This window comes from Pseudoalteromonas sp. MMG013 (assembly GCF_018100885.1).
In the GTDB taxonomy this organism is placed as follows: Bacteria; Pseudomonadota; Gammaproteobacteria; order Enterobacterales; family Alteromonadaceae; genus Pseudoalteromonas; species Pseudoalteromonas aurantia.
The window spans coordinates 38,225-52,692 of sequence record NZ_JAGJEE010000007.1; the positions used below are offsets into that span (position 1 = coordinate 38,225).

13 protein-coding genes and 3 tRNA genes are annotated in these 14,468 nt (G+C 39.9%); 7 read left to right on the forward strand and 9 right to left on the reverse strand.

The genetic code is table 11. From position 1 onward, the window contains the following. Positions 1-227 precede the first annotated feature (227 nt). The 6 genes from J8L98_RS09150 to cysB form a co-directional block, all read right to left on the reverse strand. Positions 228-1,028, reverse strand: a complete 801-nt coding sequence (locus J8L98_RS09150; protein WP_210996173.1) for a DNA-binding domain-containing protein — start codon at positions 1,026-1,028, stop codon at positions 228-230. A 1-nt stretch (position 1,029) separates the two neighbouring features. Beyond that, a complete protein-coding gene (locus J8L98_RS09155) occupies positions 1,030-1,851 on the reverse strand; it encodes a DUF692 domain-containing protein (RefSeq protein WP_192506942.1) in 822 nt (273 codons plus the stop codon). A 319-nt stretch (positions 1,852-2,170) separates the two neighbouring features. Then, the gene (locus tag J8L98_RS09160; protein WP_210996174.1) at positions 2,171-2,641 is read right to left on the reverse strand and encodes a hypothetical protein; all 471 of its coding nucleotides are present in this window, start codon (positions 2,639-2,641) and stop codon (positions 2,171-2,173) included. A 155-nt stretch (positions 2,642-2,796) separates the two neighbouring features. Next, entirely contained in the window at positions 2,797-5,571 is a 2,775-nt protein-coding gene (locus J8L98_RS09165) for a collagenase (RefSeq protein ID WP_210996175.1), read from the reverse strand. 316 nt (positions 5,572-5,887) lie between these two features. Beyond that, complete coding sequence (locus tag J8L98_RS09170) at positions 5,888-7,381, reverse strand: amidohydrolase family protein (protein WP_210996176.1); 1,494 nt, start codon at positions 7,379-7,381, stop codon at positions 5,888-5,890. A gap of 208 nt (positions 7,382-7,589) precedes the next feature. Continuing rightward, the gene (cysB, locus tag J8L98_RS09175; RefSeq protein WP_192506938.1) at positions 7,590-8,567 is read right to left on the reverse strand and encodes an HTH-type transcriptional regulator CysB; all 978 of its coding nucleotides are present in this window, start codon (positions 8,565-8,567) and stop codon (positions 7,590-7,592) included. 281 nt (positions 8,568-8,848) lie between these two features. Between cysB and J8L98_RS09180 the strand changes: the two genes are divergently transcribed. After that, entirely contained in the window at positions 8,849-9,610 is a 762-nt protein-coding gene (locus J8L98_RS09180) for a hypothetical protein (protein WP_210996177.1), read from the forward strand. Positions 9,611-9,635: 25 nt separating this feature from the next. On the opposite strand, the gene J8L98_RS09185 is transcribed toward J8L98_RS09180, so the two are convergent. After that, complete coding sequence (locus J8L98_RS09185) at positions 9,636-10,925, reverse strand: NCS2 family permease (RefSeq protein ID WP_210996298.1); 1,290 nt, start codon at positions 10,923-10,925, stop codon at positions 9,636-9,638. Positions 10,926-11,046: 121 nt separating this feature from the next. On the opposite strand from J8L98_RS09185, the gene J8L98_RS09190 reads away from it, so the two are divergent. The 3 genes from J8L98_RS09190 (at position 11,047) to J8L98_RS09200 (ending at position 12,748) form a co-directional block, all read left to right on the forward strand. Continuing rightward, positions 11,047-11,508: a sel1 repeat family protein gene (locus tag J8L98_RS09190; protein WP_210996178.1), complete on the forward strand. Its 462-nt coding sequence runs from the start codon at positions 11,047-11,049 to the stop codon at positions 11,506-11,508. A 337-nt stretch (positions 11,509-11,845) separates the two neighbouring features. Next, positions 11,846-12,280 (forward strand): SulA-like leucine-rich domain-containing protein, encoded by a 435-nt coding sequence (locus J8L98_RS09195; RefSeq protein WP_210996179.1) that lies wholly within the window; start codon positions 11,846-11,848, stop codon positions 12,278-12,280. Positions 12,281-12,292: 12 nt separating this feature from the next. Continuing rightward, positions 12,293-12,748: a YchJ family metal-binding protein gene (locus tag J8L98_RS09200; protein WP_282098760.1), complete on the forward strand. Its 456-nt coding sequence runs from the start codon at positions 12,293-12,295 to the stop codon at positions 12,746-12,748. Positions 12,749-12,773: 25 nt separating this feature from the next. Here the strand turns inward: J8L98_RS09200 and J8L98_RS09205 are convergent, their stop codons facing one another. Beyond that, complete coding sequence (locus tag J8L98_RS09205; RefSeq protein WP_210996181.1) at positions 12,774-13,295, reverse strand: VC2046/SO_2500 family protein; 522 nt, start codon at positions 13,293-13,295, stop codon at positions 12,774-12,776. A 112-nt stretch (positions 13,296-13,407) separates the two neighbouring features. Here J8L98_RS09205 and J8L98_RS09210 point away from each other — a divergent pair. From J8L98_RS09210 to J8L98_RS09220, 3 genes are all read left to right on the forward strand, one after another. Then, positions 13,408-13,492, forward strand: a tRNA-Tyr gene (locus J8L98_RS09210). A 23-nt stretch (positions 13,493-13,515) separates the two neighbouring features. Further along, a tRNA-Tyr gene (locus tag J8L98_RS09215) sits at positions 13,516-13,600 on the forward strand. Positions 13,601-13,626: 26 nt separating this feature from the next. Next, positions 13,627-13,711 (forward strand) — tRNA-Tyr (locus J8L98_RS09220). Between the two features lie 36 nt (positions 13,712-13,747). Here J8L98_RS09220 and J8L98_RS09225 read toward each other — a convergent pair. Then, positions 13,748-14,428: a SprT family zinc-dependent metalloprotease gene (locus J8L98_RS09225; protein ID WP_210996182.1), complete on the reverse strand. Its 681-nt coding sequence runs from the start codon at positions 14,426-14,428 to the stop codon at positions 13,748-13,750. Positions 14,429-14,468: the final 40 nt, after the last annotated feature.

The following is a 14,468-nucleotide window of genomic DNA, read 5'->3' on the forward strand; positions in this document are numbered from 1 at the left end:
TAATAAATCATCAGTCAAATACGACGACATATAAACACTGACTAACAAAGAGAAAGTTTCAATATGTCGTTATTTTACATAGATAAACTTTAACGTAGTTAATCGTCATTGTACTCGCTAGGATCGTCACCGCATTAATAACGTTGGTATAATAACTAGTTTGAATTTTCAGTGTATTTGTACCGTTAAATTAAACGGTAAAAGTTACTTTTGAACACCTATACTGGTTAAACTAAGGTGCCATGAAGCATATTTACGCCACTGAACCAACCTTGTTCAATCCCTAACTGCAACACACCAATCACAAACATCGAGCACGTTTGCTCATCATCAAATTCACCAACAATAGATTGGCACACCATACTAAACGGCATACCATCTGCGATGCTTTTTAGACATAACCATTGCTTTTTATCTAGAGGATGAAATCCAGTTCGATGATCTGTCCCTCGTGCTATCAGCCAATGATGCGGCTCATGAATATCAGCCAATGGCGGCGTCTTTTTTTCTTTTAATGCTCGCCAACTTTCTACACTTGGGTAGGCACATTTAAAAAAATAGACACTAGGGTGCAACTGTAGCACCATATTTGGCCATTGATTAATGTCAATGGCCTGTAATTGCGGCCACCGTAACAATGATGCGTCACCACTATCAAACGAGCTCAATAAAATACGTTCAAACTCAGCGATCTCCGCTAAAATCCCATGTTCTGAAAATGGTGAGGTAATGCGTAAAAATTCTGGTAACCGTTCCCCAAACTGTCTTAGCGAGCGTGATTGTGAAGGGTAATAGTTGATGTACCCATCCATCATTGTTTCAAACAGCTCATCACCTAAATAAAACCCTAATGTTTCATGGTCCTGCTCTAAAACACCACGAAGTCTGATCCGATAAGCACTTTGATAAATCTCCAAGCGCTGGCAAACCTCTAACGGTGCCTGATCAACGATATTATTTGCTAAGCTATTATTTCCATTATGAAGCAGCGCAATAAAAGCATGCTGCAGAGTCGCTAAATCACTCATATTACCCCCAATGTGTTCGGGTTAACGCTTTTGCATGTTCTAATTCAGCTAACAATTCCGCTAATGGTGGGAAGTTATCATCACGCTCTATCATAGTACTCACGGCTGAAACTTGTTGACTAAACTCTGAAAATAAAGACCATACAGCGTCACAGACAGGCTCATCATGTGTATCGATAATATGGCTATCAAAATCTTGATGTCCAGCTAAATGTATTTGCGCGATACTTTCTTTTGGTATCGCATTGAGGTAATCCATCGCTGAAAAGCTATGATTTCTCGCACTTACATATACGTTATTAATATCTAATAAAAACTGACAACCTGTTTGTTTATGTAATTGTGCCAAAAATTCCCACTCTGTCATATGGGATTGTTTGTAAGTTAGATAGCTCGACACATTTTCAAATATCATCGGCCTTTCTAAATAATCTTGCACTTGTGATATACGCTGAGTTAAATGATTTAATGCTTCTTCCGTGTAAGGCATCGGTAATAAATCGTGACTATTGAAATCACCTAATGCGCTAAAACACAAGTGATCCGATACCCAAGCTGGGTTAACCCGTGCGATGGTTCGCTTTAACTGTTTCAAATAGTCAGTATTAATGTCATCGGTGCTGCCTATCGACATCGACACACCATGCATAACAATGGGGTATTGCTCTTTTATTTGTGATAAGTAGTACCAAGGTTTGCCACCTGATACAAAATAGTTTTCTGAAATGATTTCAAACCAGTCGATCGCTGGCCGCTCTGAGATTATTTGTTCGAAGTAACATGTACGTAACCCCATCCCAAAGCCTAAATACGGTACTGACATAGACTTCCTACATAAAAAGGCCATCCATAGCCTAAGTGGACTAATTGCTAGGGGCTATTGATCTTTTAGGTTCATTTTTGCAGCAGTTTGATTGTCTTTTATACAAGGCAGAGGCTGCGTAGCATGGTTATTCCATGTAAGTCAGCCGATAACATGGTAGAAAAGCCAATCAAGCGCTGCCTACCGGTTCTTTTGAACACTCCTTTCTCTTTGTTGCTTAATATTCGCTTAGATCACTAGGCCACATATTAAGCGTCGCGATAAAAGCACGCTCAAAGAGAACAAAAATAGAACAGCAAAGATCAACAGCCCCTAGTTATTAACTCTTTACTTTACCGCCAATGTCACCACAAGATTTCGCTGGCATTGATACAAAACCAGTACCTTTACAAGACACTTGCCCCGCACACGCATTGCTCGCAGTTTTACAGTCATTATGACCACCACAAATATTTACATCATGACAGTGTACTAATGCCGCTTTGGCTATTTCACCCACCCATGCATCTTTTGTTTTTCCGCCCACATCACCACATGCTTTTTTTGGCATAGCAACAAAACCAGTGCCTTTACATGACGCTTGCCCTGCACAGGCATTACTTGCTGTTTTACAATCATTATGACCACCACATACGTTCACGTCGTAACAATGAACAAGATCGGTCGAACTTGCACTCGCGGCAGCATTAGCCGCGGTTGAGCTTGCTGATGAATTTGTCGTATTTGTACTATTACAACCAACTAACCCGGCAACCATCATTGCCATTGCTGCGCCTGTAAGTGCTTTCATGTGAATTTCCTCTTAATGTTATTCGCCTGATAGTTGACCCAATAAAGCAAAGATCTATTTCAGTGTAGGTGAGGTATTTATTTTTGCCGTGTTATACATTTAAAAAAAGGCGGCTAAGCCACCTTCTTTACTAGCACTTAGTTAAACTAAATAAACTAGCATCCACCATCATCATAAGTTACTTTCATGGTAGTGCCTGCACTGGTCCCTGATACTTTTAAATAGCCCCAATACTGGGACTGAGCACTGAGATTAATACACTCTACATTGCCCACATTATTAGAACTTGCATCAACATTTGTATCATTTGGCCATCCAGAGTTACTATATTCGAGTTCAATGTCACCGGTGCCATGTGCTGTTTCTATTTTAATTTGAGTGTGACCACTTACATCTTCGATACTAAACCACATCGGTGCCTGATTGCCTAAACACACAGCCTCTCCTGAAATAAGACGGCCACTGGTTACCGCCCCTTGTGTTTGACATGTATCTGGTAATGCCACTGCTGCTTGCTCGAAATCTGCCAATAAGCGCACATCTGCGTAACTATTATAGCCACGAACCATCACGTGGTAGACTCCTGCCTCGGGCGTTGCAATATCACATTGCTCAGTACTGCCGCCTTTATAAGGGCGACAATCATATTCAGCCAATGTTGGCTTACTGCCAAAGCGAACATAAAGATCCGCATCTCCCGTACCTTCTCCAGTCGACACTTGCAAATTAGTCGCGCCAACAGGCACGTCAATAGTGTAATAGCTCAACTCATCTTGAGCTCCAGAAATGGTTAATGGTATCCCTTTACGCAAAACTGGCTCCGAGGTGCCACCACCTGTAATAACCGCACTTGATGTTACAACGCTACTCGCCCCATTATTATCGGTAACGGTCAAGCTCACCACATAATCCCCTGCATTCGCATAACGATGAATTGGGTTGGCAGTATTGCTTTGTGTGCCATCACCAAACTGCCATAAATACGTTACTATATCACCATCTGGATCGCTGCTACCTTGACTCGAGAACTGTATATCTGCATTGATCAGACCTTGATACGGGCCATTAATAACTCCGATAGGTGCATCATTGACTGTGCCACTGGCTAATTCTTGTGTCCAAGCAGTAAATTCACTTGCATATTGGCTTGACCAGCTTGAAAGCAATGTTTTGTACCCTTGCCAATCACCAACTCGGGTACGGGCTAACATAGCGTTTAGTTCATCATTATGACGTTCAAACATAAATCGTACTGCCAAATAACCCCACCGATATATCCTATCTTGGTCAAATCCGGCATACGTGGTCGCAAACACTTGCTCCAGTGAATAAGTCGACCCATCTTTTATCGTATCAATTGCCGCTTGGTTATCATTTAAGTTGGCAATGTACTCTGCCACGCCCTCACTCCACCATACAATTGCTTCCGTTGGTGCATTAAAATCACCATATAAGTCAAATCGACCATCTAAATAATGAACATATTCATGCTCTAAATTCCAAACATAGTGGTCTGGCTTTGCATACGTCGCTTCATATGCAATAAAGTTTGCCTGATTGCCAACTTTACTGGGATCTCCTTCTAAATACATGCCGCCATTATTAGTATCTATTTTAAAGATAGCTTTGGCATATTTTCTATAATCATCGCTGCTGTTAAAAATATTAACTTGCAAAAAAGTATTATTGTCATCTGCTACTGGTGTTTGATTTGTTTCTAAACGTCTGTGAAAACGCACTTCTTCTGTTGCCATTGTGCTACACGCAGACACATGTTGGGCAGGCGTCATATCTTGCGACCGGATCCTAACTGTATCACTACACTGATACGTTTGTGATAGCGCCTGTGCAGTGAGTTGAGTTTCAAATCCACAAATATTGTATTTACTACAATCCGCATAATACGTTGCCACATCAGCGGCATTTAACCAAATAGCATCGCCATAGCCAAAGCTTTTATACGTTGAAAAAAGTTGAATTAAGGCCGTATCAACATGAGTTTGAATTGGGGTATCCTTATACGCTTTTAGCCTTGCGAGCTCCCCAGCAGCATTAACCATTAAGTATTCAGCGTCAGCACCGACTAACCAAGTTTTTTTTGTGAACTCACTTAATAGTTGCACAAGTTGAGTATCTGATTTCACAAGCGCTTTAAAGTTATCGTTCCACTGCCCCCGATATAAAACCGTAAAAATACCATTGATTGCGCGATGCATATTCCGCACATTGGCATAACTTTGATCAAAACGTGTTAACCACTGCTTGATTACAGGTAAATACACATCTTGTTGTTCAGAGCTATCCATAGTGGTGATAACTTCTTTTAATACTTGACCATGCGCATCATTACTATCATAGAAGTGGCTATTATTAACAAATGCATCTATCGCACCTTTTACGGCCGGCTTTAACCAAGCTGCAAACTGCACGTTATCGTTATAAAACTCTACATAAAATCCTGCGCGAATAAATAAGAATAATGATTCTAACTCACTACTACCTTGCCCGTTATAACTGGTTGCCATCAATTTTGCTTGATTGGCAACTGCGAACATTTTATCTGACGTAAACACTTGTTGCTGTATAGAGGCATTCGCATTAAAAAGTTCATTAATACATGTGCTGCCTTGATTTCTTATTTCGATGAGTAGCTGTGTTGAGTTCGCGGATGCCAATGCGTTAAGATCACACGCCATCGCGACTTGAGCTGTAGTGCTTAACCTTTTGACCTGGTTAAAGTCAGAAAGCTGCACTGATACTGCACTCGGTGCTCTCTCGTTTTCTAGGGGCACATGGTGGCCATGATGCGTTGTATTAACAAGCTCAGAAGTGTGAGGTTTGAATGAACGGTGTGACTCTTCATTATGTGCTAATGCACTGATACTTATACCAAGTGTTGGTAGAGCCAACATAAGCGCTGATAATTTCATACTATACCTTTTTAAATGTTGTGTGTTTAAACCTCAATATAGAGGTTTATATTTTTTACATTTAAATTACAAAGTATACAATATATTTTATATAACTTTAACGCATAAAAACCTTCCTATTTCCTACTATAGGTTCATTAATATAAAAATAAGGCTAAGCATCAATGCATTAACTTATTTCCGCTTATTAACAAAAAATAACAATAGGCATCACATTTAAATAACGAGAAAATATCAGGGGGTTCGCTTGATTTAACACGCAGAATAAATACATTTTATTTGTCGTTTTGAAAAAGTATAACCTCACAGGTAACGGCTAATTTATCGCACTATTTACAACCTTTATCTCTCGCAAATCTTTGTTTTTACAGTGTAATGGATCTGCAGATAACACGACATAGTTAGCATGCTGACCTTCCGCGAGACACCCCGCTTGATTACTAATCTTCAAATGGACTGCTGCTGAAATAGAAATGCTTTTTAACGATTGTAACCGTGTAAAACATTGTTCGGCTCCCAAGACTCGCTCTTTTGTCATATAGCAATGAGGCGCGTACTCCATTTCCCGTGATATTGCTTGCTGAGCACTGCGTAAAGGCGACAACGGTAACAAGGGGAATCCTGATTGTAAGCAAACATTCATCCCTTGCTTAATTAAAGTCTGACAAGGCTGTAAAGTACTTTGCCCGTGGTAGCTCTGTACCCACTCAAAACCTAAATAACCCACTTCGCCTATATTCAACGCAATTGAGTTTCCTATAACAGCCTTATAACTATCAATGTCTGGTAAATCCAAACACGTATTCGATTGCTCATTCATCCATTTAGATGTTGCATTGACCACATGAATTTCGGTCTGTTTTTGTAAATAAGTATCCAGTAAATCCAATGCCACAGGATGACTATCTACTACGCCTAAATGTGTAACACCTTGGCCTTTAGCATGACTAAGCAATTGATCTGTAAAATTAAACAAATGTGTACAGTATTGTTTTAACTGATGTTCTGGAAGAACCTCCAACAACCATAAAAGTTGTTCATCTACCAGCCCCCCCTGCCCTTCAACCATACGATAGAAATCTAGTTTCGTTATTGTATAATGTTGGCGCACTAGGTACTTGTGTACCTTTTCTAACACGGCGTAATTAACAAAAGCAAACGGCTTAGCCGCGTCAAAAATGACGAGCGGCTTATGAGTGTTCACTTTTGTTAGCATTCTAAAAATATCTCGATAGGTTTTTACTTCGTCGTTAAGTAATAACTGACTATAAAGCCCATACCCCAATAACCAGTCATCCTTTGGGATACCTTTTTCCAAATACATAACTGACCGCACGATATATGACAGGTCATACTGTGACATAAACTGTGATTTTTGGCAGCCGAAGCCAAATGGTCCAAAGTGGAACCATTGCTGTAAAATTGATGACGTAATTAAATGACAATGTGGCTCTATAAACCCGGGCATCACAACTTCTTCTTCGCGTAAGCAATAAAAAGTCGCAATAAATCCCGATTGATACACCCTATGCTTCACTTCTTCCAGTGAGCCTAGTGCCCATATTTTTCCATTATAAATCGCCATAGCCTCATAAAAATGTGCTTGGTTATCAAAACTGCTATAGATTCTGCCACTATGAATAATATGAACGCACGCGCTGCTATCAAATGACTTATCATCTTCAATTACCCTTTGATTACCCACTAATTGACGTATTTGTTGTGCATATTCAGCGAGTTTATCTAATAACCCATCAAAGAATACATGGTCTAATGAAAAGGTCTGCTGCTTAAAATTTATGTCATTCATAGCATGGTCTCCAACCTAACTATACTCAGTTTAGTTAAGCCATGGAGCAAAGCTATTACACAGTATTACAGCACTGTGAAACAAATAAGTATGGTGGGTAGGTGAGGTAAGCTGGTTCCATTTCGTTGGGCTTTCATGAAGTAATTATAATGGATATTGAGTTATTACAATAATTGACTCAATACCCACACCTGTATTGGTAAAGCAACTATTTAATTGGTAGTTTTACATCTGCAAACAATGCATCAACATCATCTTGATTGCGTAATAAACTGGCTCTTTCAACAACATCCTTTGTCAAATGAGGTGCAAAACGCTCTATAAAATCATACATATAACCACGCAGGAAACTGCCTTTCCTAAAGCCTATTTTTGTAGTGCTCGCTTCAAATAAATGACTTGCATCAATACAGACTAAATCTTGATCGGCTTCCACATCAATCGCCATCGATGCAACAACCCCAACGCCCAGCCCTAAACGAACATAGGTTTTTATTACATCGGCATCTGTCGCAGTAAATACAATATGTGGTTCTAAACCATGCGCATTAAACGCCTTATCTAACTCAGAACGACCAGTAAAACCAAATACGTAGGTAATTAAAGGATATTGTGCAACATCCTGTACCGTTAAATTAGTCGCTTTTTGCGCCAACGGATGATCTTTCGCAACAACAATACTGCGATTCCAGTGATAGCATGGAAGCATAACCAAATCTGAGTATAAGTGTAGCGCCTCTGTTGCAATTGCAAAATCAGCATCTCCTCGCGCTGCAGCATCTGATATTTGCTGGGGCGTGCCTTGGTGCATATGTAACGAAACTGCCGGATACTTTTTCATAAACCCTTGAATCACATTGGGTAATGCATATCTGGCTTGGGTGTGTGTTGTTGCAATATTAAGTTTACCTTGATCAGGCAAAGTGTGTTCATTTGCTACCGCTTTTATCCCTTCTACTTTTGATAAAATCTCACGTGCAATATTTATGACCTCAGTACCAGCACTGGTTACGTGCGTCAAATGTTTACCACTACGGCCAAAAATCTGCACGCCAAGTTCATCTTCTAGCATTCTTACCTGCTTAGAAATACCCGGTTGAGATGTATAAAGGCTCTCGGCTGTTGCAGAGACATTTAAATTGTGATTTAGCACTTCTACAATGTATTTAAGTTGTTGTAATTTCATAGCTTGATTTGTTCTTATTAATTATAAATCGGCACTGACATTCCGTGACATTGATCAGAGTAATATCATCAGTATCGTTTAGGCTAGCATATTTAAGTTGAACGAGATAGCAATTGCCCATTTTGTTTGTTTATCAGCCAAAACTGAATCATGGTCTATAATGAAAAATAATGAATTAGAAAAGTTTTTTCACACTTATGAATGTAATACTGTTCAGAATGCAATTAATTGATGTAATATAAAAAATCATCTTCTTGAGTCGTGGTCAAAGAGAATTCGTTATGTTTGTTTCTATAATTATTATGTTGATTGTTGCACTGATAGTCATTGCCGTGTGGGTGAGTGCGATTCAACAGCACAAGGAGAAACAAGAAGCTGAACGTCGTAAAGAATTAACTAAGCAAAAAAAAGTTATTGAAGAATCAGAAGACGTTTTAGTGAACAGCTCCAATATCCCTATGTCTGAAATGCTAACGCGAGTTTTGCAACGCAGAATTCATGATGCATTAGCAACCATGGTAGAGCTTTCACCTACCTCCAGAGAATTAAAAAACCGTTTGCACGAAGCCAAAGAGCGAGTCAATACGCCTGTTGAGTCTGAAAGCAAGAGTGATACATTGTCTTTACCTGATAATGACAAGCAGCTTATCGCTTTAGTTCAAGGCATTAAAAAACTCAGAAACGTGCTTCGTTCGGAACACTCTAAAGGCAAAGTTGATACGCAGCAATTTGTTGCAGAAGACCGCCGTCTTGAAAAACTGCAATTAAAAATAAACGTTGAGAGCCAAATAAAGCGTGGCGTTTCAGCGCGTACCGCAAATATGGTCGGGTCCGCGAGGCAATATTTTGAAAAAGCCTATGCGACTATCTGTGCGGTAACATACAGCGATGACTATGTAACAGAAAAGAAAAATTTACTTGAATCGTACTTAAATGAAATAAGTACTGAGTTAAAAGCTTCAAATGCCTCTGCAGTTAAGAAAAAGAATGAGCAAGAGCAAGATGATTTAGATATTTTGTTCGCGCCCAAGAAAAAGTGGTAAGCCACTTTTTCTTGGCTTGTACTTTCTAACTAAATGCAAATTTCATTACAAATAATGCACTGAGTATCCATACACTTACCGACACTTCATGGCTTTTTTTGCACAACACTTTAACCACTGTGTAAGCAATAAAGCCAAGTGCAATGCCATGGGCAATAGAAAAAGTAAGTGGTGTCATTAATAGCACCACACTGACGGGGATCGCGTCACTCATGTCATCCCAATTCACAAACTTTAAATTTTGTAACATTAATACCGCAACATATAAAATAGCCCCAGCTGTCGCATATGCAGGCACCATTTGCGCCAAGGGCGCAAAAAATATCATCAACAAAAAACATACCCCAACCACCACCGCAGTCAGGCCTGTTTTTCCACCCACAGAAACCCCTGATACCGATTCTATATATGATGTCGTTGTTGAAGTGCCTAACATCGACCCAGCAATGGTTGCCGTACTATCTGCTGACAAAGCACGACCTAAACGAGGCATCTTACCATGCTCATCGGCTAATCCTGCTTTTTGTGTGACTGCGACTAAAGTACCTGAAGTATCAAATAAATCGACGAACAAAAATGCAAATACAACACTCAACATCGACAATTCTAATGCTGACGTAATATCTAATTGCAGCATTGTGGGCATTACACTCGGAGGTGCAGACACAATACCGTGATATTCAACTAAACCAAGTCCCCACGCACAGGCGGTTACGAGAAAGATACTTAATAACACACCACTTTTAATGTCTCGAAACATTAATGCTGCAATAATAAAGAAACTTAAAATTGCCAATAGAGGTCCAGCCGACGTAATATCACCAAGTTGTACTAGGGTTGCAGGGCTTGCCACAATAATACCGGCATTTTTTAATGCAATAAGTGCCAAAAATGCCCCAATACCAGTCGCAATAGCTTGCTTTAGAACCAACGGAATTGCTTGGATCACCCACTCTCTCACTTTAAACAGACTAAGTAATAGAAATAAGCAGCCAGACAAAAATACGGCACCGAGGGCGGATTGCCATGCGTGCCCCATACCCAACACCACGCCATAAGTAAAAAATGCGTTCAACCCCATCCCAGGGGCTAGCGCTAACGGATAGTTTGCCCAAAACCCCATTATGAAACACCCAATCGCCGCAGCAAGGCAAGTTGCCACAAACGCGGCCCCCATATCGATCCCTGCTTCAGAGAGCATTGCTGGGTTTACAAATACAATATAAACCATAGTAACAAATGTAGTTAATCCAGCGATCACTTCGGTTTTGACCGTCGTCCCTTGATGGGAAAGTGCAAATAAACGTTCCAGCATAATGTAAGGTATATAAATTAGAAACAAGTGCTTGGATTTTAACATAAAGCACTGACTTAATCGGACAAAAACGTTAGAATTCAGCTACACTAAATAGTGCATAAATAAACACGGTTGTAATATGGAAAAATCTCAGTTAGACAATGCAGCAAGTCATGATCTTGAACAGCAATTATTAAACGTACTTGAATTTGTCACAGCACCAATAAATAGTGAAGCTCGTCTACCTGAAGCAACTGACACAGCACAAGCTTATAAAAAAGGCTTATACTACCTCAAAGAACAGTCATACCCGTTAGCTGCTAAATGGATACGTCTTGCCGCGATGTCTGGTGACACCAAAGCACAATTTTATCTTGGTCTACTGTTTATTAAAGGACAAGGTGTTCCACAAAGTGCATTCCACGGTATGGCATGGTTGGTATTGGCCCAAAGTCAAGGGGTTACCGCCGCGCAAGAAATGATTGAACAAGTAAAACCCCATCTAACAACCAAACGAATTAAAGATGCACAATGCTATGCCGCAACATTATATGAGCAAATCCACCAGCTGCAGTTTTTAAGCCCTGAACCGCAAAAGTAAATCGTCTCCTGTTTGGTAGTATAAAACGCTGATAGTTACCACATTAAAGAGTGCGTATTGATCGTACTCTCACTATTCTGTTAGTGCTTTTACAAATAGCATTACCTTTGCGCTTCTGTGGCCACATTCTCATGCTCATGCTCATGCTCATGCTCAACTTATACCCAAAAAGACACAACTCACGTATATGTCCACTATAAAAAAGTACTTATTTAAAAGATGAGTACCTTATGAGCTCCCGCACATTTTTTAAACAAAATAATTAAAATTCTTCTTGCCTTAAAACACTGTATAAACTACTGTATATAAATACTGTATATAACACCAGTGAGTAAATATGTTAAACACCAATACCTATCCACTCGTTTTGCGTAGTAAAGTGCACCAGCAGACACGCTTAAAGATGGTTCACACTCGTGATGATATCAGTGCGAATTTAGAGTTATTGAATATTATTCATTTGTGTAACCAAAAGCATGGTTGGACATTGTTAATAGCGCCTGAGCATATTCCTAATAAATCTATGCTTGAGCGATGCTCAATAGACTCAAGTAAATTGCTGGTTATTAAACAAAAACATATTTCAAACTTACAGTATGTACTAAATGAAGCACTCAATAATGGTAACTTTGCAGCTGTGATCACATGGACCAATGTAACCACCGCAGATCAGTTAAAAAACATGAACTTAAATTTGTCTGGTACAGAATTATTTTGTTTTTCAAAAATACCAAGCCAAGATACGTGTACAATAGACGCTATGATTTCTTAAATAACCGCTAATATGTGCTATTGCTCCGATCTACTACCTTACGATAAATGTTGTAAACCCTTCATTGAGGGCAGTAATAGCCCTTCATCAGCAGAGCAACTAATGCGCTCTAGGTACTCAGCATATTGCATAAAGAATGCAAATTATATTCTTGATACGTATGCATCTTCTCAACAGAAGATGCATAACACGACTGACATACTGCAATTCGCCAATGAAGTCAGCTTTATTAAGCTTGACGTTATTAAGACTTCAGACAATGATTTATATAACTACGTAGAATTTAAAGCACATTATTTAGTTGAGGATAAACATTGTCAGCTCCATGAAAACTCGAGATTTGTTCAAGAGTGTGGGCTTTGGAAGTACTTAGACGGTGAGTTATTTGACCCGCCAGAAATTAAAATAGGCCGAAATGATCTATGCCCCTGCGGAAGTAGTAAAAAATTTAAAAAGTGCCACGGGTAGTCTAGTCGCACTAAAAATAATGGCATTATGCGCTTTGCATTAGCGCATTTTGCATTTCTTGACTATTAAGTTGATCGTACATTGCCGCTGCATCCATTTTTGGTTTATCGATCGCCACACCACCATGTATTTCTGACTCAAGTCTACGCCTAACAGCTAACTCACAATTATCAACAACCATTAACGGAATATGTTTGTAATCATCACGAATAGCCAGAGGTTCAGGGTCAAGGCAATTAGCTAAGCGCAGACTTGCCATACTGCTTCGAGACAAAGATTCGGCGTTATTTTTTCCTATGAGCATATCAAACTGTGCTGGCGCTAAGCTTTGTTTTGGGCCAACTTGAAACTCTTTTTTGAGCGCATCTTCGCTTAAGTCTGATTCTACTGTTTCATCTTCTGGTAGGTGAAACTGACTAAAATCAAGTGCATCTTGAGACAGCATAGCTAATAACATCGAAAAGTCAGCACGGCGTTGTTCATTAACGCTAACAGAGAGTGCTCCGCCAAGTTGATCTTCTCTGGTTAAAATACTGCCTATTTGCATAGAGTTTCACCGATTGTGTCTAAATATAATTATTTATCGGCATTTTTTACATTTTCTTTAGTGGTTTTCTTTACTTAATTAAAAACTTTGATATTATCAGCGCCGTTGTTTAGGAGGGGTTCCCGAGCGGCCAAAGGGATCAGACTGTAAATCTGACGGCACTGCCTTCGCTGGTTCGAATCCAGCCCCCTCCACCATAACAACGAAACAAATACAATTTGGAGGGGTTCCCGAGCGGCCAAAGGGATCAGACTGTAAATCTGACGGCACTGCCTTCGCTGGTTCGAATCCAGCCCCCTCCACCAAATTGTTTTTGATAGCTCCATAAGATGGAGGGGTTCCCGAGCGGCCAAAGGGATCAGACTGTAAATCTGACGGCACTGCCTTCGCTGGTTCGAATCCAGCCCCCTCCACCATCTTATTTATTTTCTCAAAACTCCGTTATTCTTCTTTTATTGTGCTTTGGAAATAAACAAACTTCTGCCACTTACCCGAAACCATCTTACATGCTCTTGATAATCACTACAGTAACGTGAAACAATTTGCCAAAATGCATGATTATGTGCCAATACATGGCAATGCGCTAATTCATGAATAATGACATACTCTATAGCGGCTTTATGAGCGCCTACTAACAATGTATTAAATGTCAGTGCTTTATTACTGGAACAACTTCCCCAACGGCTCTTGTACTCTCTAAACTTCACCGACGCTATACAAACTCCCATATTTTTAGTCAACGCTGGTAACACGGACATGACATACCGCTCTAGCTCACTTTGTAAGAGTAACAACAACGCCTTTCTGCACTCTGCCGTATTGCTTGGCTGCGTGACACACACATTCACAGTCTGTTTATTATGAATAACTTCACTTTCACCCGTAGAGTGAAAGTGGCACTCGAAAACCTCTCCAAAAATACGAACTTTAGAAGACACCCAAGGCACTTGTAATTGAGGCAGAGTCTGTAGTTTTTTCTGCTGTGCCAATACCCAGCTCTGTTTGCTTAGCAGCCAGCTATGCAATTGATGCGTAGAAACACCCATTGGCGTATGTACGACGACACCTGCCTCTGTAACTTTTATAGCAATACTGCGCCGACGGTTACTTTGTTTTAATTGGTATTCAAACATAACGATAAAATTATTTACTTTTCTCCATTCTACCTTGCAA

Excerpts from the sequence above, each read along its gene's own strand:
- J8L98_RS09150 (WP_210996173.1), bottom strand. The coding sequence starts at position 1,028 with ATGAGTGATTTAGCGACTCTGCAGCATGCTTTTATTGCGCTGCTTCAT.
- J8L98_RS09155 (WP_192506942.1), bottom strand. The coding sequence starts at position 1,851 with ATGTCAGTACCGTATTTAGGCTTTGGGATGGGGTTACGTACATGTTAC.
- J8L98_RS09160 (WP_210996174.1), bottom strand. The coding sequence starts at position 2,641 with ATGAAAGCACTTACAGGCGCAGCAATGGCAATGATGGTTGCCGGGTTA.
- J8L98_RS09165 (WP_210996175.1), bottom strand. The coding sequence starts at position 5,571 with ATGAAATTATCAGCGCTTATGTTGGCTCTACCAACACTTGGTATAAGT.
- J8L98_RS09170 (WP_210996176.1), bottom strand. The coding sequence starts at position 7,381 with ATGAATGACATAAATTTTAAGCAGCAGACCTTTTCATTAGACCATGTA.
- cysB (WP_192506938.1), bottom strand. The coding sequence starts at position 8,567 with ATGAAATTACAACAACTTAAATACATTGTAGAAGTGCTAAATCACAAT.
- J8L98_RS09180 (WP_210996177.1), top strand. The coding sequence starts at position 8,849 with ATGTTTGTTTCTATAATTATTATGTTGATTGTTGCACTGATAGTCATT.
- J8L98_RS09185 (WP_210996298.1), bottom strand. The coding sequence starts at position 10,925 with ATGCTGGAACGTTTATTTGCACTTTCCCATCAAGGGACGACGGTCAAA.
- J8L98_RS09190 (WP_210996178.1), top strand. The coding sequence starts at position 11,047 with ATGGAAAAATCTCAGTTAGACAATGCAGCAAGTCATGATCTTGAACAG.
- J8L98_RS09195 (WP_210996179.1), top strand. The coding sequence starts at position 11,846 with ATGTTAAACACCAATACCTATCCACTCGTTTTGCGTAGTAAAGTGCAC.
- J8L98_RS09200 (WP_282098760.1), top strand. The coding sequence starts at position 12,293 with ATGTGCTATTGCTCCGATCTACTACCTTACGATAAATGTTGTAAACCC.
- J8L98_RS09205 (WP_210996181.1), bottom strand. The coding sequence starts at position 13,295 with ATGCAAATAGGCAGTATTTTAACCAGAGAAGATCAACTTGGCGGAGCA.
- J8L98_RS09225 (WP_210996182.1), bottom strand. The coding sequence starts at position 14,428 with ATGTTTGAATACCAATTAAAACAAAGTAACCGTCGGCGCAGTATTGCT.